This is a genomic window from Gordonia sp. (in: high G+C Gram-positive bacteria) (assembly GCF_020438995.1).
Taxonomy (GTDB): domain Bacteria; phylum Actinomycetota; class Actinomycetes; order Mycobacteriales; family Mycobacteriaceae; genus Gordonia.
Genome location: NZ_JAGQTN010000255.1, coordinates 1 through 22,303, shown reverse-complemented (window position 1 = coordinate 22,303; position 22,303 = coordinate 1). Strand labels below are relative to the sequence as shown.

General features: G+C 67.5%; 22 protein-coding genes. 16 read left to right on the top strand and 6 right to left on the bottom strand.

Going from position 1 to position 22,303, the window contains the following annotated elements; all coding sequences use genetic code 11:
- The 14 genes from KDB67_RS17740 to tsaD form a co-directional block, all read left to right on the top strand.
- Nucleotides 1-395: hypothetical protein (locus KDB67_RS17740; RefSeq protein WP_291018412.1), on the top strand; the 395-nt coding region annotated here is incomplete at its 5' end.
- Nucleotides 392-1,069, top strand: coding sequence for a hypothetical protein (locus tag KDB67_RS17735; protein ID WP_291018410.1), 678 nt, complete (start codon nt 392-394; stop codon nt 1,067-1,069). The genes KDB67_RS17740 and KDB67_RS17735, both read left to right, overlap by 4 nt.
- Nucleotides 1,066-1,311 (top strand): hypothetical protein, encoded by a 246-nt coding sequence (locus KDB67_RS17730; protein WP_291018406.1) that lies wholly within the window; start codon nt 1,066-1,068, stop codon nt 1,309-1,311. Before KDB67_RS17735 ends, KDB67_RS17730 begins: the two co-directional genes overlap by 4 nt.
- A gap of 43 nt (nt 1,312-1,354) precedes the next feature.
- Nucleotides 1,355-1,582 carry a ribbon-helix-helix domain-containing protein gene (locus KDB67_RS17725; protein WP_291018405.1) on the top strand — a complete coding sequence of 76 codons (228 nt, stop codon included), beginning with the start codon at nt 1,355-1,357 and terminating at the stop codon, nt 1,580-1,582.
- Nucleotides 1,579-1,974 carry a PIN domain-containing protein gene (locus KDB67_RS17720; protein WP_291018403.1) on the top strand — a complete coding sequence of 132 codons (396 nt, stop codon included), beginning with the start codon at nt 1,579-1,581 and terminating at the stop codon, nt 1,972-1,974. The genes KDB67_RS17725 and KDB67_RS17720 overlap by 4 nt, the downstream gene beginning before the upstream one ends.
- Nucleotides 1,975-2,144: 170 nt before the next feature.
- Nucleotides 2,145-3,095: an alpha/beta hydrolase gene (locus tag KDB67_RS17715; RefSeq protein WP_291018400.1), complete on the top strand. Its 951-nt coding sequence runs from the start codon at nt 2,145-2,147 to the stop codon at nt 3,093-3,095.
- Nucleotides 3,096-3,147: 52 nt separating this feature from the next.
- Nucleotides 3,148-5,010, top strand: a complete 1,863-nt coding sequence (gene glmS, locus KDB67_RS17710) for a glutamine--fructose-6-phosphate transaminase (isomerizing) (protein WP_291018397.1) — start codon at nt 3,148-3,150, stop codon at nt 5,008-5,010.
- Between the two features lie 48 nt (nt 5,011-5,058).
- A complete protein-coding gene (locus KDB67_RS17705; protein ID WP_291018395.1) occupies nt 5,059-6,480 on the top strand; it encodes an NAD(P)H-hydrate dehydratase in 1,422 nt (473 codons plus the stop codon).
- A gap of 176 nt (nt 6,481-6,656) precedes the next feature.
- Complete coding sequence (gene alr, locus KDB67_RS17700; RefSeq protein ID WP_291018393.1) at nt 6,657-7,799, top strand: alanine racemase; 1,143 nt, start codon at nt 6,657-6,659, stop codon at nt 7,797-7,799.
- An 8-nt stretch (nt 7,800-7,807) separates the two neighbouring features.
- Nucleotides 7,808-9,037 (top strand): alpha/beta hydrolase, encoded by a 1,230-nt coding sequence (locus tag KDB67_RS17695; RefSeq protein WP_291018419.1) that lies wholly within the window; start codon nt 7,808-7,810, stop codon nt 9,035-9,037.
- On the top strand, nt 9,034-9,492 hold the full coding sequence (gene tsaE, locus KDB67_RS17690) for a tRNA (adenosine(37)-N6)-threonylcarbamoyltransferase complex ATPase subunit type 1 TsaE (RefSeq protein ID WP_291018390.1): 459 nt from the start codon (nt 9,034-9,036) through the stop codon (nt 9,490-9,492). The genes KDB67_RS17695 and tsaE overlap by 4 nt, the downstream gene beginning before the upstream one ends.
- On the top strand, nt 9,485-10,183 hold the full coding sequence (gene tsaB, locus KDB67_RS17685) for a tRNA (adenosine(37)-N6)-threonylcarbamoyltransferase complex dimerization subunit type 1 TsaB (protein ID WP_291018387.1): 699 nt from the start codon (nt 9,485-9,487) through the stop codon (nt 10,181-10,183). Before tsaE ends, tsaB begins: the two co-directional genes overlap by 8 nt.
- Nucleotides 10,180-10,686 carry a ribosomal protein S18-alanine N-acetyltransferase gene (gene rimI, locus KDB67_RS17680; protein WP_291018384.1) on the top strand — a complete coding sequence of 169 codons (507 nt, stop codon included), beginning with the start codon at nt 10,180-10,182 and terminating at the stop codon, nt 10,684-10,686. The genes tsaB and rimI overlap by 4 nt, the downstream gene beginning before the upstream one ends.
- Complete coding sequence (tsaD, locus tag KDB67_RS17675) at nt 10,683-11,711, top strand: tRNA (adenosine(37)-N6)-threonylcarbamoyltransferase complex transferase subunit TsaD (protein WP_291018380.1); 1,029 nt, start codon at nt 10,683-10,685, stop codon at nt 11,709-11,711. The genes rimI and tsaD overlap by 4 nt, the downstream gene beginning before the upstream one ends.
- Nucleotides 11,712-11,920: 209 nt before the next feature.
- Here the strand turns inward: tsaD and KDB67_RS17670 are convergent, their stop codons facing one another.
- The 5 genes from KDB67_RS17670 to KDB67_RS17650 all read right to left on the bottom strand — a co-directional run bounded on the left by KDB67_RS17670 (nt 11,921) and on the right by KDB67_RS17650 (nt 19,620).
- A complete protein-coding gene (locus KDB67_RS17670; protein ID WP_291018417.1) occupies nt 11,921-12,151 on the bottom strand; it encodes an excalibur calcium-binding domain-containing protein in 231 nt (76 codons plus the stop codon).
- Nucleotides 12,152-12,287: 136 nt separating this feature from the next.
- Nucleotides 12,288-13,259 carry an ABC transporter substrate-binding protein gene (locus KDB67_RS17665; protein WP_291018378.1) on the bottom strand — a complete coding sequence of 324 codons (972 nt, stop codon included), beginning with the start codon at nt 13,257-13,259 and terminating at the stop codon, nt 12,288-12,290.
- 3 nt (nt 13,260-13,262) lie between these two features.
- Nucleotides 13,263-14,540, bottom strand: a complete 1,278-nt coding sequence (locus KDB67_RS17660) for an enterochelin esterase domain-containing protein (RefSeq protein ID WP_291018376.1) — start codon at nt 14,538-14,540, stop codon at nt 13,263-13,265.
- Nucleotides 14,533-18,405 (bottom strand): amino acid adenylation domain-containing protein, encoded by a 3,873-nt coding sequence (locus tag KDB67_RS17655; RefSeq protein ID WP_291018374.1) that lies wholly within the window; start codon nt 18,403-18,405, stop codon nt 14,533-14,535. The genes KDB67_RS17660 and KDB67_RS17655 overlap by 8 nt, the downstream gene beginning before the upstream one ends.
- A 66-nt stretch (nt 18,406-18,471) precedes the next feature.
- Nucleotides 18,472-19,620 (bottom strand): YncE family protein, encoded by a 1,149-nt coding sequence (locus tag KDB67_RS17650; RefSeq protein WP_291018371.1) that lies wholly within the window; start codon nt 19,618-19,620, stop codon nt 18,472-18,474.
- A gap of 79 nt (nt 19,621-19,699) precedes the next feature.
- On the opposite strand from KDB67_RS17650, the gene KDB67_RS17645 reads away from it, so the two are divergent.
- Nucleotides 19,700-20,875, top strand: a complete 1,176-nt coding sequence (locus KDB67_RS17645; protein WP_291018368.1) for an amidohydrolase — start codon at nt 19,700-19,702, stop codon at nt 20,873-20,875.
- A gap of 195 nt (nt 20,876-21,070) precedes the next feature.
- Here the strand turns inward: KDB67_RS17645 and KDB67_RS17640 are convergent, their stop codons facing one another.
- Nucleotides 21,071-21,937: a MurR/RpiR family transcriptional regulator gene (locus tag KDB67_RS17640; RefSeq protein ID WP_291018365.1), complete on the bottom strand. Its 867-nt coding sequence runs from the start codon at nt 21,935-21,937 to the stop codon at nt 21,071-21,073.
- Nucleotides 21,938-22,124: 187 nt separating this feature from the next.
- Between KDB67_RS17640 and KDB67_RS17635 the strand changes: the two genes are divergently transcribed.
- The coding region (locus KDB67_RS17635) for a transposase domain-containing protein (RefSeq protein ID WP_291018415.1) at nt 22,125-22,303 on the top strand (179 nt) is incomplete at its 3' end.

Genomic DNA, 22,303 nt, shown 5'->3' with positions numbered 1-22,303 from the left:
GGGCGGATTCATTCACAGTATCCGAACAGACTCTCCCCAGTTTCGCCTCTCGTGGCTACACTCATCTAGCAACCAGGGGAGGGGCGGCGATGGCCGACGGGGAGATGCGTGTCGATATCGGTGACGTGCGAGACACGATTGCGTTCTATCGGGGATTCGCCGCGGTATCCGGCGCTGTGGCAACCGATCTGGCGACGCACGAGTTCGCCTCCTGGGGTGACGGCGCGGACGGCGGGCTGCTGAGGGAACGATTCTCGGCGATGGCGCGCAGGATGTCGGAGAACCTGCGCACCAACGGAAGTGACGCCGAAACCGTCGCCGACAACCTCGACCGCGGGCTGTCACTGATCGAGACCGCGGACGCCCAGATCGCCCTGTTCTGGCGGATGCCATGAGTAATACGGCCCTGACTGCGATGCGTACTCGCTCGCTCGACAGTCTCGATTCGTTCTGCACACTGCTGCGCGTCGGACGGGATTGCGGCGCAATCGTGCCCGATGAAGACGAGGTGCGTAAGCGCTACCGGCAGATCGACCGAGTGAACGTATCCGACCTTGCCTCAGACGCTTTCATGCTCGCCGGTGCGCACCACACGCTCGCCGCACTGGCGGTCCAGATCCCGGGCAGATCGGTATTGCTTCGGAATGCGTGGACCCAGGTGGGTGATTCGCTGGGTAGCATGGTCACCGCGCATGGCGACCGTGTGGATGCCGACCTGATCGTGCTGCGCGATTGGGCCGAGGCGACGGTCGCGGCCGCGTCGGGTATCGAACAACTGCTCATCACCTGGTACCGAGCCGTCGACAGAGCCGGTGAACCACTGGTGTGCGGTGTTCCGGCGGATGGAGCCGCCGAGGCGGTCCGCGCCGGAACCGTGTCGCCGTCGCTGCTTGCAGACGACATCTCTGCCCGCGTCACCCTGTTCGACACCGCCGCCGACACCACTGACAACGGCATCGCCGAAATGTTCCACGTTCTGGGCACCGCCACCGACGACCTCGCCGGTGGCGCACCCATCGCACCATCGGACAGCCGCTCTGGGCAGCTGGCACTGGCCGGTGACGAGTGAGGGTCGCCCATCACATCGACGACATCGGTCGCCGCGCAGGAGAGGCGGTCACAGCGGCCCTACGCGACTACACGGACCGCCGAACAAGACTCACCGAGCAGGCCCGTCCGTCGTGGACGGCGGCGGAATCGGTTATCCGGGACCGTCTGCAACGCGAAGCCGACCTCGCCGACTACGGCAGTCCCCAAGTCCTCCTCCCCGCCGACGTCGCTTCTGCCAGCCCCCACACCCGCCGTCTGTAGTTGAGACGCAATGACGGACACGACACCGCGGTATGCTCGCGGTATGACCAGAAAGATCGCGGTGAGTTTGCCCGACGAACAAGTCGATGCGATTCGGCGTGCCGTTGACGAAGGCCGGGCCGCTTCGGTGTCGGGTTTCATCAGCGCGGCCGTGGCACGCGCTGAGCGTCAGAACGGTCTCGCGCGGTTGCTCGATGACCTGGACAGTGAACTGGGTCCGGTGAGCGCGAACGATCTGGCGTGGGCGGACAAGATGCTGGGCCTCGAGTGACGCAACGCACCAAGGTCACAGGACTGACCCTGGATACGGGCGCGCTACTGGCACTCGAGAGAGGAGATAGCCGAGTCCGCGCACTGCTCGGTAGGGCGGTGGAGAACGGACTCCCGCTCGCAGTCCCCGCGGGCGTCGTGGCACAGGCATGGCGCGGCGGACCACGGCAGGCACGCGTAGCGCACCTGCTTGCCGATCCGGTGGTAGAGGTCGTGCCGCTGGACGACACCACCGCTCGCGCAGTTGGATTGCTGTGCGGTCGCAGCGGGCATGCGGATGTCGTCGATGTCCATGTCGCGCTGCATGCTCGCGAACGCGGGCACACCGTGGTCACCTCAGATCCCGATGATCTGCGCTCGGTTGATCCGGCCGTCCGCCTCATCGCCGTCTGAACCCATCCCACCACTCCAGGGGACTTACCCGTCCGTGCGCGCCTGATCCGCGAATACGCACGGTCTGCGTCGACGGGGGGCTTTGTGTGGTGGATCGGGGCCGAGATTTGGCGCAGACCCACCGCGTAGTCGGCGCCTGAACGGCGGCTACTGAGGCTAGGCTGGCAGCTGTGTTTGGTAAAGCGAAGACGCCGTCGGAGTCGCCCAAGGAACTGATGGGGCGGCTGGCGATCCGGGGACCGTATCGGGTGTTGCGTGGGGACCTGGGCATCATCGGTATGCCGGGGCAGGTGTTCGCGCCGTCGTCGCAGACGTGGCTGCCGGCGCGCAAGCGGCAGAGCGACAAGTGGCCGGCGATCGCGTTCGGGCATTCGTGGCTCGCCGACAGCGGTCGGTATCGGGATCTGCTGTACCACCTGGCGTCGTGGGGGATCGTCGTGGCCGCCCCGGATGCCGAGCGGGGGGTGCTGGCCTCGGATACGGCGCTGGCGGCGTCGTTACGGTCGGCGCTGGATGTGGTCTCGTATGTGCCGCTGGGGTTCGGGGCGGTGAAGGTCGACCCCGAGCAGGTCGGGTATGCCGGTGACGGGTTGGGGGCGTCGGCGGCGGTGCTGGCGGCCTCGACGCTGACGTTGCACGGTCAGGCACCGCGGGCGGTCAAGTCGGTGGCGGCGGTGTTCCCGGCCCCGACGACCTCGGCGTTGCTGCCGGCGGCGGAGTCCGTGACCGCGCAGGGGCTGGTGATCGGTGGGTCCGTACTCGACGGGGTGCAGGCCAATCCGTTGCCGCTGGCGCAGGCGTACGGCGGGGATGTGGTGTTGCGCACCCTGCCCGGCGGCGCGTCGGCGGATCTGGTGGAGAAGTTCGGTCCGGGACGGCTCGTCGGGATCAACGGCGCTGACCGCAAGGTGCATTCGCAGGTGCGAGCGCTGCTGACCGGCTATCTGCTGCATTCGCTTACCGGAGACGTCGAGTACCAGGCGTTCTCCGATCCGGAGGTGGCGCTCGGCGGGTTCAGCACGGTCGATCTCGACGACACGCCGGAACTGCTGGACCCGATTTCGCAACTGCTGGGTGCCAAGCCGCCGAAGAAGAAAAAGGACGCCGCCACACCGGCGTGAGCACGCGGCGCGTACCCGGCTTCGGGCGGCTGCGCAGGTAGTCTGATGAGCTATGTGTGGAATCGTCGGATATGTGGGGCAGCGCGACGCGCTGGATATCGTGGTCGAGGCTTTGCGCCGCATGGAGTACCGGGGCTACGACTCGGCGGGCGTCGCGATCGTCGACGGCCATGGGCACACCACGATCGAGAAGAAGGCCGGCCGCCTGGAGAATCTGGACAAGCAGATCGCGGCCGTCGGCCGTGATGCGCTGACCGGAACCACCGGCATGGGGCATACCCGCTGGGCCACCCACGGCCAGCCCACCGACCGCAACGCGCACCCGCACGTCAGCACCGACAAGAAGATCGCCGTCGTCCACAACGGCATCATCGAGAACTACGCGCCGCTGCGGGACGAACTGGAGAACTCGGGGATCGAATTCTCCTCCGACACCGACACCGAGACCGCGGTGCACCTGATCGAGCGCGAATACGCCTCGGGGGAGTCCGCCGGAGACTTCGTCGCCAGCGCGTACGCCACCCTGCGCCGCCTCGAAGGCGCGTTCACCCTGGTCTTCACCCACTCCGACCATCCCGGCACGATCGTCGCCGCACGCCGGTCCACGCCGCTCGTGGTGGGCGTCGGTGACGGTGAGATGTTCGTCGGTTCCGACGTCACCGCATTCATCGAGCACACCCGCGATGCGGTCGAACTCGGTCACGACGAGGTGGTGGTGATCACTGCCGACACGTATACGATCACCGATTTCAACGGCGAGCCGCGTGAGGGCAAACCGTTCCACATCGACTGGGACCTGAATGCCGCCGAAAAGGGCGGCTACGACTTCTTCATGCTCAAGGAGATCGCCGAGCAGCCCGCCGCGATCGCCGACACCCTGCTCGGACACTTCGAGAACGGGCGCATCATTCTCGACGAGCAGCGTCTCACCGACGACGAACTGCGCGACGTCGACAAGGTGTTCGTGGTGGCCTGCGGCACCGCCTACAACGCGGGAATGCTCGCCAAGTACGCGATCGAGCACTGGACGCGGCTGCCCGTCGAGGTGGAGCTGGCCAGCGAATTCCGTTACCGCGACCCGGTTCTGGACCGCTCGACGCTGGTGGTGGCGATCTCTCAGTCCGGTGAAACCGCCGACACCCTCGAAGCGGTCCGGCACGCCAAGGACCAGAAGGCGCGCGTGCTGGCGATCTGCAACACCAACGGTGCACAGATTCCACGCGAGTCCGACGCCGTGCTGTACACGCACGCCGGACCCGAGATCGGCGTGGCGTCGACGAAGTGTTTCCTCGCGCAGATCGCCGCCGCCTACCTGGTGGGTCTGGCGCTCGCCCAGGCCCGCGGTACCAAGTACTCAGACGAGGTGGCCCGCGAGTTCCGCGAACTCGAGGCGATGCCCGCGTCGGTGACCGAGGTGCTGGCCACCATGGATCCGGTGCGTGAGCTGGCCCGATCGCTCGCCCACCACACCACCGTGCTGTTCATCGGCAGGCACGTCGGCTATCCGGTGGCGCTCGAAGGTGCGCTCAAGCTCAAAGAACTCGCCTACATGCACGCCGAGGGCTTCGCGGCCGGTGAGCTCAAGCACGGCCCGATCGCACTCATCGAGCAGGACCTACCGGTGATCATCGTGATGCCGCAACACTCGGGACGCGCCGTGCTGCATTCGAAGATGGTCAGCAACATCCGCGAGATCCAGGCCCGCGGAGCCACCACGATCGTCATCTCGGAGGAGAACGACACCGCCGCACGCGCCGTCGCCGACCACTTCATCGCGATCCCGGCGGTGCCGACGCTGTTGCAGCCGCTGGTGTCGACGGTGCCGTTGCAGGTGTTCGCCGCGACCGTCGCCCAGGCCCGTGGCTACGACGTGGACAAGCCACGCAACCTCGCCAAGTCCGTCACCGTCGAGTAGTGATCGCACCCAATAGCGCACGCGCACAATAGATTCCGGGAGGCGACGATGCCGGTCCAGTATCTGACGGCCGACGCGGTCCGGGTCGCCGAACACGCCACCGGCGACCTGCTGGTAAACGGCACCCTGATGCGGCGGGCCTCGACCGGGGTTGCGCAGGCCGTGATCGGTGAGCTCAAGCGCACCGGCGGCTGCTACGGCCGAGCCGTCGGATTGGTGATCGGCGCCGGCAACAACGGCGGCGACGCACTGTACGCCGGCGCGATCCTGGCCCGCCGCGGAGTTCGTTGCTCGGCCGTACTCCTCGTGCCGGGCAGGGCCCACGAAGGCGGGCTGGCCGCGTTGCTCGGCGCCGGTGGCCGCGTGGTCGACACGTTGCCCGAATCGCTGGATCTGGTGATCGACGGCGTACTCGGTATCGGCGGTACCGGTCCGCTGCGGCCCGCGGCCGCCGACGTGTTCGCGCAGGTCACCGCACCGATCGTCGCCGTCGATCTGCCGTCCGGTGTCGACGCCGATACCGGCGTGGTCAACGAGCCCTCGGTGCGGGCGACGATCACCGTCACCTTCGGTGCCTACCGCAATGCGCATCTGCTGGCAGCGCCGCGATGCGGCCGGATCGACCTGGTCGACATCGGCCTGCCGCCGACCGAATCCGCTCCGGACGGACTGTTCCGCCTCACCGACGCCGAGGTGGCCGCCCTGTGGCCGGTGCCGGGACCGGCCGACGACAAGTACACGCAGGGCGTTATCGGCATTGTCGCCGGATCGGCGCGTTATCCGGGGGCGGCGATCCTCGCCTCGGGTGCCGCGGTGTCGGCGACGTCCGGGATGACCCGGTATGTGGGTTCGGCGGCCGATCAGGTGATCTCGCACTATCCGGAAGTCGTCGCCGTGAACGACCTGGCCGATGCCGGAAAAGTGCAGGCGTGGGCGGTCGGGCCCGGGATGGGTACCGGTGACGAAGCGCTGGAGATCCTGCGTACCGTCCTGGCCACCGACCTGCCGGTGCTCGTGGACGCCGACGGGCTCACGGTGCTGGCGGAGAATCTCGACCTCGTGCGCGATCGGCAAGCCCCGACACTGCTGACCCCCCACGCCGGCGAGTTCGCCCGGCTGTCGGGGTCGGCGGTGGGCGACGACCGGCCGGCCGCGGTGCGTGCGCTGGCCACCGAACTGGGCGCGACGGTGCTGCTCAAGGGCCGGATCACCCTCGTCGCCACCCCCGAAGGACTGGTGTACGGCAACGATGCGGGATCGTCGTGGGCGGCCACGGCAGGCGCGGGTGATGTGCTCACGGGCATCGCGGGATCGTTGCTGGCGGCGGGCCTGGAACCGGTGGTCGCGGGCGCCTGCGCCGCACGCGTTCATGCGCTGGCGGCGCGGCAGGCAAGCGGTGGCGCTCCGGTCGGCGCGTCGGCGCTGTTGGCGGCCGTCCACCCGGTGATCGGCGAACTCCGCGGCGCCTGACAGCACACACGCCCTGACAGCACACACGCCCTGACAGCACACATGGCCGACCACCAGGTTTGGACCGCATGTATCACCGGTCACGCAGGCCGGTGCGCTGTGGGATCGGCGCGACTACTCGAATGCGCCGCCACATCCACCATCGGTGGCCGGGGCGTCTGGGATACTGGTCGGCGATGACTGCCAATCCGAGCGCCGCTGCCCTCACCGCCACCATCGACCTCGATGCTCTCGCGCATAACATCGGGGTGCTGCGGGAGACCTCGGGCACCGGTGTGATCGCCGTTGTGAAGGCGGATGCGTACGGCCACGGAGCCGTCCCGGTGGCGCGCGCGGCACTCGCGGCAGGTGCCGAGGAACTGGGCGTGGCGCACGTCACCGAGGCGCTGGCACTGCGGCAGGCGGGGATCGACGCCCACATCACCTCGTGGCTGCACACCCCGAGCACCGACTTCGCCGCGGCGGTCGCCGCCGATATCGACATCGCGGTGTCCTCGCCCCGGCAGCTCGCCGCCGTCGTGGACGCCGCGCGTGAAGCCGGGATCACCGCCACGGCCACCGTCAAAGTGGACACCGGCCTCAACCGCAGTGGCGTGGCCGTCGACGAATGGGATTCGATGGCGGTTGCCCTGGCCAAGGCACACGCCGAGGAATCGATCATGCTGCGGGCGATCATGACGCATCTGGTCCGCGGCGACGAACCCGACCATCCGCTCAACTCACAGCAGGCCGACAGTCTCGATGCCGCCGCAGCAGACCTGGCCCGGCTCGGCGCGCCGCCGCAGATCATGCACCTGGCCAACTCGCCGGCCGCGCTGGTGCGGCCCGATCTGTCGCGCGACCTGGTGCGCCCGGGAATTGCGCTGTACGGGCGGACTCCGCTGCCCGGTCGTGGCGACTTCGGCCTGATCCCGGTGATGACGCTGACCGGCGAGATCTCGCTGGTCAAGCGGGTCGCGCGGGGGCAGGGGGTGTCGTATTCGCACACCTGGGTGGCCCCGCAGGACACCGTCGTCGCGGTGGTACCGGCCGGTTACGCCGACGGCGTGCCGCGCACCCTGTCCGGCAGGTTCGAGGTGCTGGTGAACGGCCGACGGTTCCCGGCAGTGGGCCGAGTCTGTATGGATCAGTTCGTCATCGATCTCGGGCCCGACGGCGGTGGAGTCGCCGAAGGCGATCTGGCCGAACTGTTCGGACGCGGCCACGCCGGCGGGTCGACCGCAGCGGATTGGGCCGACGCCACCGACACCATCGACTACGAGATACTGTCGGCCATCCGTGGCCGGACCGTACGCCGCTACGTCGGCGGGGAGGCGTGATGGGTCCCATCGAGAGAGTGTCCAAGGCCGCGAAAACCGCGAAGGCGGCGCGAACCGCGAAGGCTGCGCAAACCTCGGAGCCCAAGGAACGGTCCGTGCTGCTCGCGGGTGTGCCGCACCTGGGGACCCTGGGCAAACAGGCGGCGGGCGGGGTGGCCAAGCGGGTGACCCGCCGGGAAAAGGCCACCGGCCCGGACCCGTACGCCGACGAGGACTTCAAGGCGATCTACGACGATCAGGCGTCGTCGGTGGTCACCGACGACGGGCTGGCGCTGGCGGTGCGGACCGTCGACCTGTGGGACAGCGACGTCGACGCCGAACCCGAAGTGACGGTGCTGTTCGTACACGGGTTCACGCTGCGCATGGCGAGCTGGCATTTCCAGCGATTCCAGTTGGCCGAACGCTGGGCCGGCAGGCGGATCCGGATGGTGTTCTTCGACCACCGTGGGCACGGCAAAAGTGACCGCGCTCCGGCCGAGACATGCACGATCGCCCAGCTCGCCGACGACACGGCCGCGGTGATTCGCACCATCACGCCCGGCACGATCACCCGCAGACGCTGGCCACCGAAGTCGAGCACCACGGGAACCGTTGTGCTGGTGGGACATTCGATGGGCGGTATGTCGCTCATGGCGCTCGCGCGCCGGCACTCGTACCTGTTCGGACCCGACGGCATCGTGTCCGGGGTGGCGCTCGTGGCCACCGCGCCACGAGGTATCACCGAAGCCGGCCTCGGCCAGGGGCTGCGCAACCCGGTGGTCGACGCGTTCCGTGCGTCGGTGCGCCGTGCGCCCCGGCTGGTGCAGGCGGGCCGCGGCATCACCCGATCGTCATTGGAACCGGTACTGGTCGCGGCCAGTTTCGGTCCCGGTTTCCACAGTCGCGCCGCGGGCCGGGCGGTGGAGAAGATCATCCAGAACACGCCGCTGGAGACGCTCGTGAACTTCCTGTACGCGCTTGAGGACCACGACGAGTCGACCGCGTTCCCCGTTCTCGCGCAGGTGCCGAGTGTGGTGGTGGGCGGCAGCGCCGATCAGCTCACCCCGCTGCCCAATTCGGTGCGCATGTACGCCGACCTCGGATCCGAGTCGCGGTTGGTGGTGGCGCAGGACGCCGGGCATATGGTGCAGATGGAACGTCCCGAACTGGTCACCGAGGCGATCGTCGACCTCGTCGAGCGGCGCCGGGTGGCGTTGCCGCCGCCCCGGCGGCGCCGCTGGCTGCGAGGCCAGAAGTGACCGCGCCCGCCACCCAATGGCACAGCAGGGATCTGCCCGATGTCGCCGACACAGAATCCCTTGGGCGCGAACTGTCCTCGGGTCTTGCCGCCGGTGATGTGGTGATTCTCGACGGTCCGCTGGGCGCGGGTAAGACGGCGCTCGCGCGCGGGATCGGTGCCGGGCTGGGTGTGCTCGGGCGCGTGTCGTCGCCGACATTCATCATCGCCCGCGAACACCGGTCGGGTGGCCCGGGGAGGCCGGGGATGGTGCACGTGGACGCGTACCGGCTCGGTGGTCTGGATGAACTCGACGCCCTCGACCTCGACACCGACCTGACCGACGACGTGGTGGTCGTCGAATGGGGTGAGGGGGTGGCCGAGGTCCTGGCGGACCGGCACCTGCTGGTCCGGTTGCGCCGCGATCCGGATTCCGAAGTGCGCCATGCGCAATGGGGATGGGTTTACCATGACTGACGTTGCCGGCAAGAATGTTCTCGTCATCGACACGGCCACCGATTCCGTCGTGACCGGGGTCGCGACCATTACCGCGTCGGGGGTGAATGTGCTTGCGCAGCGGTCGATCTCCGATCATCGCAGGCACGCGGAGCTGCTGACCACCCAGATGGGGGAGGTTCTCGACGAATCCGGTGTCGGCCGAGGCGATCTCGCGGCCGTCGTGGTCGGTTGCGGTCCCGGCCCCTTCACCGGTCTGCGGGTCGGGATGGCCACAGCCGCTGCCTTCGCCGACGCGCTCGGGCTGCCCGCCTACGGAGTGTGCTCGCTCGACGCACTAGCCGCGCAGGTGTGCCATGATCGGCCGGACGTCACCACGGTTGCGGTTATCAGCGATGCCCGTAGGCGCGAAGTCTATTGGGCGCGATACGAATCCGGAAACAGGACGGCAGGCCCAGAGGTCGCCGCCCCGGCGTCGGTGACCGCCGCTGTTACCGGAGTGGACGTCGCTGCCGGCTCGCCGGTACATATCGAGGCAGTCGGACTTGTCGTCAACGCCGAGGCTCCTTCCGTTCCAACCGTTTTCGGTCTCGCCACTGCGGCCGCTGCCGCGGTCCTGTCCGGCTCGTCTCCTGAACCCATTGTGCCGCTCTATCTTCGGCGACCCGACGCAGTTGAGCGGCAACGTCCGGCCAAGGCTGCGCTCCGGTGACGCAGGATCGGCCGATCATCGACGAGCTGACCCTCGCCGACGTGCCGCGGTGCGCCGAGCTTGAGATGGCGATGTTCGCCGGGGATTCACCATGGCCGCAGTCGGCGTTCCGTACCGAGATGAAGGCCCCCTACAACACCTACTTCGCCGCCAGAGACACACCGGGCGGTGAGGCGATGGGCTACGCGGGAATCTCGATGCTCGGCGGCCCGGGCGCCTACGAAAGCGAGATCCACACCATCGCAGTCGATCCCGAACGACGCGGACGAGGCTATGGGCTGGCACTGCTGCGGGCGATGCTGACCGTCGCCGACGACGCGGATGCGCCCGTGTTCCTGGAAGTGCGCACCGACAACGACACCGCGATCAGTCTGTACGAGCGAAACGGCTTCACCACCGCGGGCATCCGCCGCGGCTACTATCAGCCGTCCGGTGCCGATGCGTACACCATGATCCGGCGGGCCCGGACCGAGACCCTGCGGCCTGAGGAGGACCCACGATGATCGTCCTGGGAATCGAAAGTTCCTGCGATGAAACAGGAGTCGGTATCGTCCGGTGGGCCGACGGCGCCGCCGAGTTGCTCGCCGACGAGGTCGCCTCCAGCGTCGATCAGCATGCCCGGTTCGGCGGAGTCGTACCCGAAATCGCCTCCCGCGCCCACCTGGAGGCCATCGTGCCGACGATGCGGCGAGCCCGCGAGGCCTCCGGGATCGATCGTCCCGATGCCATCGCCGTCACCATCGGCCCCGGCCTGGCAGGTGCGCTCCTGGTGGGAGTCGCAGCGGCCAAGGCGTATTCGCTCGCCTGGGACGTGCCGCTGTATGCCATGAACCATCTCGGCGGGCACGTCGCGGTCGACACCCTCGAACATGGTCCGATGCCCGAGTGCGTGGCATTGCTGGTCTCCGGCGGCCATACCCATCTGCTGCATGTGACCGATCTGGCCCGGCCCATCGCCGAACTCGGCACCACTGTCGACGATGCGGCCGGAGAGGCGTTCGACAAGGTGGCCCGGTTGCTCGACCTCGGCTACCCGGGCGGACCCGCGCTCGATCATCTTGCGGTGCACGGAGATCCGAAGGCGATCGCGTTCCCGCGCGGGATGACCGGACCTCGGGATGCCCGATACGACTTCTCCTTCAGCGGACTGAAGACCGCGGTGGCGCGCTATGTTGAAAAGTCTGCCCGAGACGGTGTCGAGGTTTCGCTCGCCGATGTGGCGGCATCGTTCCAGGAGGCCGTCGCCGACGTACTGACGATGAAGGCGATCCGCGCCTGTACCGATCTCGACGTCGACACCCTCGTGCTCGGCGGCGGGGCCACGGCCAATTCACGGATTCGCTCGCTCGCCGAAGAGCGTTGCGCCGCAGCAGGTATCACCCTGCGGGTACCCAAACCGCGGCTATGTACCGACAACGGGGTCATGATCGCCACCCTTGGTGCGCATGTTATCGCCGGCGGGGCGCAGCCGTCCCCGCTCACCGTCGCTTCCGATCCGGGAATGTCGGTGCAGGTCAGCCAGCTGTAGTCGGCGCTCACCGGGGGCGATATCCGACGAGGTTCAGTACGTCCTGCAAGTGCTCGACCCGATCGGCTGGGACGCGACACTCGATGAACAATTGGCAGGTCACTGCGCGCAGGGCCTGATGCCCGGCCGGGTGTCGCGGGTGGATCGGGGCCGCTGCGATGTGCACACTCCCGGGTTCCAACGCCCAGAGCCCCGGCGCGCGTGTGGGATCAGGCCTTCTCGCAGGCGATTCCGTCTCGGTCGCGATCACGCTTGGTATTCGCCTTGTACAGGTCGGCGTCGACGGTGAAATCGGTGACCGGGGTGCGGGTAGTCCTGTCGACGGCACGGGGCTTGCCGACGCCGTGCGGGTAGTCCTTGTTCATGGCGGCACAGTTCTTGTAGCTGGTGGCGGCGGTGGCGGGAGCTGAGGTCAGCGCCGATCCGCCGGTGAGGAGCATACCGGTGCCGAGGACAGCGGAACAGATGCGGACACGTGCGGACATTATCGGCCTTTCATATTGCAAACAACCGGTTCAGGATAGCTGTAAGGGGTTCGATTCGCCGAATCGCCGTCGCGGTGCGAGACATGTGATGTCACCCGGCCGCGGCGGCAACCTCGGCCAGTACGGACTTGACGCCGAGCGGACCGGAACCGCTGGTCCACGGCACGCCGTCGACGGGAAACACGTTGCCCGAACGGTTGGCGCCGAGCGTGCCGAAACCGGGGAGTTTACGTGCGGCCGACAGTTCCTCGGCGGCCTTCTCCTTGCCGGCCAGCACACCGAAGAACAGGTAGTCGGCGTCGATCAGGTCGAGATTCTCGAGACTGACCTTGTCGCCGGAACGGCCCTGCGAGTTGATCTTCTCTTGCGCGGCGGGCCGGGTGAAGCCGACCTGCGTGAGTACCCAGCTCGACATCGAGTTGCCGCCGACGATGGTCGGGCCGTCGGCGGCCCACCGGACGATGCTCGCGGTAGGGGCACGGCCGTTCACCTGCTTGGTCGTCACCTGCTGCTTGACCTTGCCGATCTCGGTGGTGATCTCGCCCGTTACCTTGGTGTACTCGCCGGGCTTGCCGAGGACGTCGGCGACTGCCTTGAAGTACTTCTCCCACCCTTCGGCGTACTTGGCGACCAGTAGCGTCGGCGCGATCTTGGCCAGCTCGTCGAGCGAGTTGCGCGATGCGGTGGTGTCGTCCACCAGGATCAGATCGGGCCGGGCCTTGAGGATCTGCTGCAGATTCGGGCCGCGTGGGGTGGCCACGATGGGGATCTCGGAAGCCTGTGCGCCGAGGTAGGCCGGGGCTTTGGTCTGCCCACGTGCACTGGTGGTGCCGACGGGGATCACACCGAGCGCCAGTGCCGCATCGAGGGCACCCTCGGCGAGGGTGACGATCTTGCCGGGGTTCTGTGGGATGTCGACAGTGACACCGCGGGCGTCGGTGTACTCGCGTGCCGGTCCGGACGGGCCGGCACCCGAGTCTTCATCGCCGCAGGCGGTGACCGTCGCGAGCATGAGTAGCGCGGCGGCGATGAGGGTGAAGAATCGGATCATTCGGGTACGCATCGGCTAACATCCTGTGTCGGTGTCGTCGGGCAGGGTATCTCGACGGGTGTCGGCCGCGAGATCGTCGAGAAGCATTGCCGCCCACCAGCAGTCGTCGTGACCGCCGGAATAGGTGCGGAACGTGATCGGGAAACCGCAGTTGTCCGCGGTACCGGCGGCCTCGGCCACATTGGGTGCGAGTTCTTCTTCGAAATCGCCGACCGCCATGGTCAGCCGGGGCAGTGTGGCACCCGACCGCCCGGCATCGCGCAGTTGCTCGTGAATCCATTCCTGTCGGCCGCTGACGTCGGCGGGCCGGGCGTGCAGACCCGGCCGGAACCAGACTGACGGGGAGTACGCGAGGATCCGGTCGGCGGCTTCGGGGTGCCAGGCGCCGAAAGCGAGAGCAGCCAGACCGCCGAGGCTTTGACCGGTGACGACGGTGCGCGGCGGTGGCGCCGGCAGATGGTTGCGCACGTCGGTGAGCAGGGTGCCGGCGAGAGCATCGAGCATGGTGCGGTCGCCGCCGAGGAAGCGCAGCCGGTCACCGCTGCCGGCGGGGGAGTAGATGCCGAGCACGGCGTAGCGTTCGGTGAGCGAGCCGCGGCGATGCAGATCGTCCAGCACGTGCGCGAGTTGGTATCGGTCGCACCACTTCTCGGCGTCGAAGGTGATCAGGAGGTTGATCGGGGTGGGGCCGGTGGTGTCCGGAACGCTCAGCCGGTACCGGATCGGGGGGCCACCGTCGACGGGTACCTCGCCGACGGTGTCGGTGATGACCGCCTCGTGCGGCCCGATCCAGTCGTCCAAACCGGGCGCTGCCGCGCACCGGGCGACCGACCCGAACGGTGATCTGTTGCGCACCAGCTGGTTTCGAGTATCGACGAGGGCGTGGGAGACTACCGCGCGCGAGTACTCGACTTTCCCGTCGGTCACGCCGGGACCGTCGGCGGCGAACGGGTAGATGCGGTATCCGGCCATGGTGTCGCGGGGGACCGAGATCTCGGCGAACCACACATCGGTGCCGGGGACACGTTCCATCAGCCCGGCGTCGGCGTGCTTCTTGTCGGTGAGGCGGTTGACCCAGACATACACGCCCGCAAGCTCTTTACCGTCACTCAGCGCGGGAGACCGGTCCGGCCACCACGTGAACAGAACTCGTTGGCGGGTCGGGTCGAGCGGATCGTCGGTGAGCACCGGGGTGCCGTGCGTGCTGATCAGGCCGGTCAGTTCAGTGTGGTCGGCGCCCGCCGGGTCAATGATCCGATCACGCAAATCGTCGGCAGTGACTCGTTCAGGCAACGGTTTCACCGTTGACGGCCTGCGCGATCCGGGCGAGTGCGGCGGGCCGGATCATGCCCGGATGTGCTGTGGCGAAGTCGATCTGCCGGAACTTCCCGCTCACATGACCGCGCCAGGCGTCGGGGTCCAGAAAATCCTGGGCATTCTCGGTGGCGCGGAACAGGATTGCATCACCGTCGAATGTCGATGTGGTGTGTGTGCGCATGAGTTCGGCGAAATGCGCGACGACCTTCGCGATCGCCCGCACCCGATCCGCGGACAGCCCGCCGAACGCCGTATTGGCCTCACGCAACGCTCCGAGGAGCGCGTCGTCGGAGTCGAGATCCGCCTCGTCGATACCCGCCATGATGAGGAACGCGCGGCGCACCTCCTCCGGGGACGGCGGCGGCTGCGCCGCCCACAACTCACTCGGATAGGCATCCATCAGGGCGAGCAGACTGACATCGCGGCCCCGGCCGCGGGCCAGCGCTGCCATCTCGTGGGCGATCACCCCGCCCACCGACCAGCCCAACAGGCGGATAGGTCCTTGTGGCGCAACCGATTCCATGGCATCGAGGTAGGTTTCGGCGACCTCGCGCAGGCTGCCCGGCAGCGGTCCGCCGTCGAGACCGTCGGCCTGCAGTGCGTACACACCGCCGGTGCGATCGAGCACCGACAGCAACCCCGAGTAGCACCAGCCGAGCCCGCCCGCCGGATGGACGCAGAAGATCGGCGCGTCGTTGCCTGCGGGCCGCAGTGTCAGCAGTCGGCCGAACGGGTCTACCGTCGACTCCCCGCTGACCCGCTGCGCGAGCAGGGTGACCGAGGGCGCGGCGAACACATCGGAGACGGACACGTCCTGATTGAGCACCTCACCCACCCGGGAGGCCAGCCGCGTCGCCGACAGCGAATTGCCGCCGAGATCGAAGAAGCTGTCGGTCACCGATACCGCATCACGGTCGAGGACCTCCGCGAACACCCCGGCCAGCGTCATCTCCAGTGGTGTTGCGGGACTGGTGATCTCGCCAGTACCGAAGGTCGGTTCGGGCAGCCTCTTGCGGTCGAGTTTGCCGTTGCGGGTCATCGGGATCGCGTCGATCACCTCAAGGGCGTCGGGCAGCATGTAGGACGGCAGCCGATGAGCGAGTTGTGCGCGCACCTCGAAGGTGTCGACGCCACCCCCCGGCTCGGCGACGAGGTAGCCGAGCAACAGCGCCGATGGTCCACGGCCGCGGACGATCACCACCGCATGCGCCACGCCCGGTACTTCCGACAGCGCGGTGGCCACCTCGCCGAGTTCGATGCGCCGGCCGCGGATCTTGACCTGGTCATCGACGCGGCCGATGTACTCGATCACACCATCCGGGCGCCTGCGCGCGAGATCGCCTGTGGCGTACATACGTTCGCCGGGACGAAACGGATTGGCCACGAACCGGGTTGCGGTCAGCGGACTGCGGCACAGGTAGCCGCGGGCCAACTGCACACCAGCCAGATAGAGCTCACCGACGTAGCCGAGCGGGAGGGGGCGCAGCGCATCGTCGAGCACGTACACCGCGCTGTTGTGCACCGGCAGCCCGATGGGCACCGACGTCCGGTCCCAGTCGTCGCCGGGGTACCACCAGGTGATGTCGACGGCGGCCTCGGTCGGTCCGTACAGGTTGTAGACAATGTTCTCGCCGGTGCCGACGCTGCGGGGAAAGACCCGCCCGGCCTGCACCAGGACCTCGGCCGGCAGGGCCTCGCCGGAACACACCACCAGCCGCAGCGACGAGGTATCGCGGGCGGCGGGCTCGGTGAGGAACGCGGCCAGCGCCGACGGCACGAAATGGCACACCGTGACCCCGTGGTCGACGATCTCGCGGGCGATGTGCGCGCTGTCGCGTTCGGCGCCGGCCGGCGCCACCACGAGGCGGGCGCCGGTGAGCAACGGCCAGAAGAACTCCCATACCGACACGTCGAACGAGTACGGCGTCTTCTGCAGCACGCGATCGTCGGGAGTCATCGAGAACACCGCATCCATCCAGCGCAGCCGGTTGACGATGCTGCGGTGCTCGATGATGGTGCCCTTGGGCAGGCCGGTGGAGCCGGAGGTGAAGATCATGTACGACGAATCGGCGGGTGCGGGCGCTTGCAGTTCCGTACTGCCGGTGTGGCCGTAGGAGGCGACCGTGAGCGCGAGATCCTCCCATTCCCAACGGGATACGCCGGATGCATCCGATTCCGGATCCGGGAGGGTCAGCTCGGCCACTGGCCGGGCGTCACCCCGGATCGAGGCGATGCGTTCGTCGGGCAGCTCCGGATCGATGGGCAGGTAGGTGGCGCCGGCCTTGATGGTGGCGTGGATGGCCACCACCATCTCCGGTGCGCGCGGCATCCGCAGCGCCACAACCTTGTTCGGTCCGGCGCCGAGGGCGGCCAGCGTTTCGGCGAGGTCGGTGGCGGCGGTGTGGAATTCGGTGTAGGTCAGAGTCCGTGAACCCCATTCGAGGGCGGTCCGGCCGCGATGGGTGCGCGCCGCGGCGTCGAGGAGTTCGGTGAGCGTGGCGTCGTCGTAGTCGACGGTGGTGTCGTTGAACCGCTCGATCTGCGCGTCGACATCGGTCGGTGCGGATACCGCGACGGCACCGAGCGAAGTGGCGGCGTCGGAGCCCACCAGCGCGGCGACTACGGCGAGGACCCGATCGGCGTGACGTTCGGTGTCTGCGGCGCCGTAGCGATGCGGATTGGTCTCGACCTCCAGAACCAGACCACCGTCCTGCTGCGGTGACGCCGTGAAGGTGATGTCGTCGACCGGTCCCATGCTGATGTTGGTTATGGTGCCGGTGGCCGCGCCGAACGCCAGAACGGGCGTGAAGAACTTGACGTTCACCACCGGCCCGTAGATCACCGCGTCGGTGCCGACGGCATCGAGGTCGCGCCGAAGGCGTTCGGCCCGGTAGGCCGAATGCGGCCGGACGGAACGGACTTCGGCGCTCACTGCGTCGAGAAGTGCGCCTACCGTCTCGGTGGGCCGGACGGCGATCCGCAGCGGAAGGATGTTGACCGCGGGTTCGATGGTGGGCGGCGCCCCCAGTCGCCGATTGGCCCACGGCATGCCGATGACGGCCTCGGTACCGGCCGACAGCGCCGCTGTATACACGGCGACGGCTCCGATGACCGCTTCGGCCCAGCCGTGCGTGCCGGGCCGGGTCCGGGCAGGCAGCCGCCGGGACACCCTGCGGGCATGGTCGACGGCCACGGTCGGCGGTGCCTCGACGAGGCTCTGCGGACGTGACTCGCCCGCGCAGTAGTCGCGCCAGAAGTCGCTGCCACCGTCGTGGGCGGGAGCCGTCTGCGCGGTGGGCGCGGCGAACGGTGCATCGGGCAGGGGGGCGCCGGTGATCGTGGCGGCATAGGAGGCGGCCACCCAGCGCAGCAGGGTCGCGAAGGAATAGCCGTCCACACACAGGTGGTGGATCCGCTGCACCCAGACGTGATGCGAGGTGGACACCTCGATGAGGAGCTGAGCGCTGAGCCGGTCGCCGGCGATCGCTTCCGAAGACGAGTGCGTATCCGACATGAACTCGGCGATCTCGTGATCGCACTGCTTGGCGGGGTCCGTGGTGGCGCTGACGTCGAGGAATTGCAGCCGGTGCGCACGCGCACGGGGTCGTTGCCTCGGTCCGTCCGGTCCGGACGAATACTCCGCGTTGAGTGACGGTACGGCCGCGAGGCACCGCGTGAGCACCTCACCGAATGCGCCGACGTCGAGATCCCCGCGGATGTCGATACGCTCCGCGCATTGGTAGACCGCCGAATCTGGGACCTGCTGCTGCCCGAACCACAGCGCGGTCTGGGCGGGGGTGAGTTGTTGGGAGCCGGGCGAGGCGGCGGGTGCGGACGTCATCGTGAACCAGTCGTCATGGAGAATCAGTGGCTTTCGTTGTCACCGGGGGCGAACAGGGTCGCAGAGTCAGTGGGCTCGGGCGACCGACAGGATCGTCAGCCGGCCCGACTGGTGCTGGGTGCCGTACACCGCACCGGTTCTCGGGTCGACCGCGATGGTGTGCACGGGGGCGTTGGTGGGCACGGTGGCGACGACCTTCGCGGTGTCCGCGTCGAGAACGGTGATGGTCCGCTTCTGGAGGTCGGCGGTGTAGACGAGCCGGCGTTGCGCGTCGATCGCCAGCTTGTTGGGTGAGGAATGCGTCTGCACGGTCTTGATGATGGTCAGCGAATCCGGGTCGATCACGACGATCTTGCCGGTGTCGAAGCTCGCGGCGAACACGCGGCCGGTGGCCGGGTCGACCTTGGGTCGCGTGTTCGACGGTGTCGCGATGCGCTTGACGATCTTGTCGGTGCGGGTGTCAACCACGGTGAGGTAGTTGGTCTTCTTGGTCAGGTAGTCGGCATTGCCCACGTACAGACGGTGCCGCTTGGCGTCGAGGTCGACGAACGACGGCCACTTGATGCCCCCGATCTCGGAGATCTTGCGCCCGGTGACGGTGCTGACGACGGCCACACGGGCCGCGTTGTTGAGTGCCACGTACGCCCGGCCCGCCGCGGTGTCGACGACGCTGCCCATCGGGTGCGTGTTGGGCACGGCGATGAGGTTCGCTGCGCTGGTGGTGGTGGCCTTCATGCCGACGACCGTGATGCCGTTGGCATGTGAGTTGCTGACCACCAACTGACCCCGTTTGGTGTCGAGCGAGATGCCGTCGGGTACCTGCGGGGTGGGGATGATCGGGGCGTTGCCGACGGGCATCATGCCCCACGGCTGGGGCGTGAAGTCGATCGAGCGTACCGGGCGGCGTTTGTCGATGCTGAACACGGTGACCTTGGGCCGGACCACGTGGGGATCGAACGAGACGTCGGTACCGCCCTTGGTGCTCATCACGAAGTCGTTGTCGGTGATGAACAGGGCGCGGCGGGTGGCGTCGAAGGCGAGCTCGCCGCCGCTGTTGACGCCCGCCGGTACCGATGAGACGCGAAATGACCAGCCCGCTCCGGTTACGGGCGATCCCGGCGTGGCCGAGGCGACGGGGGAATGGACGATGCCCGTGGTCACCGCGCACAGCAACGCTGCCGTGAACACAGAGATCCGGTTGCGGCGAAGACTCATGGAGCACATCGTACACCCGGAATTAGCGTTGCCTAACCCTTAATCCCCACTTATTCGGAGATTTGTGAGAGTGTTTGGTATGGCCTTGTTGAATTCTCAAACCCTGGAACGTCTGACGGTCGTTCGGCGCGATATCCATGCCCATCCCGAACTTGCCTTTCAAGAGGTCAGGACGGCCGGACTGGTCGCGGACTATCTTCGTGAACTCGGAATCGACGTACACACCGGCTTTGGCGGAACCGGCGTCGTCGGGATCGTCGGAGATCGGTCCCGCGGGCCGGTGGTGGGGCTGCGCGCCGACATGGACGCGCTGCCGATCCACGAGATCTCCGGCCGGGCGCACGCGTCGGCCAATCCCGGCATCATGCACGCGTGTGGCCACGACGGCCATGTGGCGATGCTGCTGGGTGCGGCTGAAATCCTGAGCAGTACAGAGGAATTGGCCGGATCGGTGGTCCTGGTGTTCCAGCCGGCGGAGGAGGGTGCGGCCGGCGCCGTCGCCATGCTCGACGACGGCGTGATCGACCGCTTCGGAATTGAGGAGATCTACGGACTGCACAACATACCCGGCATTCCCGCCGGGCACTTCGCGGTCCGCCCGGGCACTCAGCTCGCCTCGTTCGATCACCTGGAGATCACCATCACCGCCGACGGCGCGCACGCGATGGCGCCGCACCACACGGGAGATGTGATCGTGGCGGGATCGAGTCTGGTCGGCCAGCTGCAGACGATCGTGTCGCGCCGGCTGGATCCCTTTGTGCCGGCGGTTGTTTCGATCACACAGTTCCTTGCGGGAGACACCAACAACGTGCTGCCGCCCAAGGCCGTCCTGCGTGGTACCGCCCGGTGTCTGAGCGCCGAAGCCCGTGACCGGATCGAGGGTATCGTCGGCCAGATGTGCGATTCGGTGGCCGCTGCGCACGGGGTGAGCATCGATCTGACCTACGAGCGCCGCTATCCGTGCACGGTGAACGATCCGGAGTGTGCCGCGCGCGCCGCACGCGTGGCCACGGGTGTCGCAGGGCCTGACAAGGTCGATCCCAACACATCAGGAATCCTTGCTGCGGAAGATTTTTCGTTCTTCCTAGAACGAATCCCGGGGGCGTACGCGTTCATCGGCAATGGGCCGATCACGGAGGATCGCGGGCCGGTGCACAATGCGGCCTACGAATTCAACGATGACATCATCGGTGCCGGCGCGCAGTTCCTGGCGCAGGTCGCCCAGGATGCCATCGCAGACCGGCGCTCGCGCTGATGTACTCTGCCGGAGATTCTCGGGAATTGCCGACGAGAATCCTGGCGACCGGAGCAATCGCAGGGCGGTCGGTCCCGACCATACTGAAATCCGGAAATGATGGACAAAATGGTCGACGCAATCGTCGCGTCGATCCGGAAACAATCAGCGGTGGTGTTGCCGCGATGAATGTCGAAAGGTGATGATCTTTGCCATTCACCGCCCAGTAGTCGGTGTGTCGACATCGGCGATGGATCCGGGATTCTGACTACCGGTAAGGCGTCCACGGAGGTCGGAGAGCAGTTTGGTCGCGCGGTCGGCGCGTTTGGCGTGCCGGGCCGCGACAGCCAGCACGAGCGACTCGAGAACGATGATCGTCGTCGCGTGGGTGGGTGAGTGCGTCGGTTCACCGCGGCCGGCCCCCAGTACGACCGTGGCCCGGGGGTCCGCTGTCAGGGCGTCCTCGGTCAACTGGATCACGGGGATGGCGAATGTGACTGCCTGGTCGAGCAGGACATCGACCTCGCGCGTGCGGTCATAGGCCATCGCCACCACCGCGTCGCCCTCGGTGAGCCGGCTCAGCTCGTCGGCGAAACCCTGACCGGTGGCGGTCATCGCCGTGGCCGGAATCCCTGCCCGCCGGAATTGGTGGGCGGCGTAACCGGCGAGGAAGCCGCCCGGACCGAAACCGACGACGCAGACGCGTTTGGCCTTGCTCGCGATGTCGACTGCCTTGAGCAGGGAGTCCTCGACGATCCGCCCGGGGAGGGCGCGTACGGCGTCGGCGCGTTCGCCGATCAGCCGCATCGTGCCCACCTGCCGCCCGTTGCCCAGGGAGGCCTCCAGGCGGCCGGAGAGCGAGAGTTCGGCGGCGAGCGCCTCGCGGAGTGCGGCCAGACCGTCGAAGCCGAGTTTACGTACGGTGCGGATCACGGTGGCATCGCTCGCGTCGGCCGCTTCGGCGAGGCGGGCCGCGGACAGATGTCCGACGCTGTGCGGGTGGTCGGCCATGAACATCGCCACGCGTGCTTCCGCCGGGGAAAGCCCGGCGAGGTGCTCGGAGACCAGGGAGGCGAACGACATGTAGTGAACACTACCCTATTGATGTTGGATGTAGTAGTGACTACATCGGGGACGTGTCACGCCGAAATAGAGCGACACCCCTGACAACCACCGGGTGGCGGTCAGGGGTGTCGCTGGTGATCTGTAGAGGCCGGTGTCTAGGGCCAATACCGTTCAGTTAAGGTCGTTGAGGGTGTAGTCTGGTGGTGTGCCGCGTGCTGGTTGGGTGAAGCCTGAGTCTGATCGTCGTTTGTCTGATCTGGTGTCGGTGGGTGTGTTGACGAGGGTGTTTGCGCCGGAGCTGGTTGATGAGGTGATTGCGCAGGTCGGGCGGACCGAGGTGCGTCATCGGTCGTTGCCTGCTCGGGTGATGGCGTATTTCTCGAT

Bases quoted from the DNA above. Each gene is read 5' to 3' on its own strand.
- KDB67_RS17650 (WP_291018371.1), bottom strand. From the start codon at position 19,620: ATGAGTCTTCGCCGCAACCGGATCTCTGTGTTCACGGCAGCGTTGCTG.
- KDB67_RS17645 (WP_291018368.1), top strand. From the start codon at position 19,700: ATGGCCTTGTTGAATTCTCAAACCCTGGAACGTCTGACGGTCGTTCGG.
- KDB67_RS17725 (WP_291018405.1), top strand. From the start codon at position 1,355: ATGACCAGAAAGATCGCGGTGAGTTTGCCCGACGAACAAGTCGATGCG.
- KDB67_RS17665 (WP_291018378.1), bottom strand. From the start codon at position 13,259: ATGCGTACCCGAATGATCCGATTCTTCACCCTCATCGCCGCCGCGCTA.
- alr (WP_291018393.1), top strand. From the start codon at position 6,657: ATGACTGCCAATCCGAGCGCCGCTGCCCTCACCGCCACCATCGACCTC.
- tsaB (WP_291018387.1), top strand. From the start codon at position 9,485: ATGACTGACGTTGCCGGCAAGAATGTTCTCGTCATCGACACGGCCACC.
- glmS (WP_291018397.1), top strand. From the start codon at position 3,148: ATGTGTGGAATCGTCGGATATGTGGGGCAGCGCGACGCGCTGGATATC.
- KDB67_RS17705 (WP_291018395.1), top strand. From the start codon at position 5,059: ATGCCGGTCCAGTATCTGACGGCCGACGCGGTCCGGGTCGCCGAACAC.
- KDB67_RS17655 (WP_291018374.1), bottom strand. From the start codon at position 18,405: ATGACGTCCGCACCCGCCGCCTCGCCCGGCTCCCAACAACTCACCCCC.
- tsaD (WP_291018380.1), top strand. From the start codon at position 10,683: ATGATCGTCCTGGGAATCGAAAGTTCCTGCGATGAAACAGGAGTCGGT.
- KDB67_RS17670 (WP_291018417.1), bottom strand. From the start codon at position 12,151: ATGCTCCTCACCGGCGGATCGGCGCTGACCTCAGCTCCCGCCACCGCC.
- KDB67_RS17735 (WP_291018410.1), top strand. From the start codon at position 392: ATGAGTAATACGGCCCTGACTGCGATGCGTACTCGCTCGCTCGACAGT.
- KDB67_RS17640 (WP_291018365.1), bottom strand. From the start codon at position 21,937: ATGTCGTTCGCCTCCCTGGTCTCCGAGCACCTCGCCGGGCTTTCCCCG.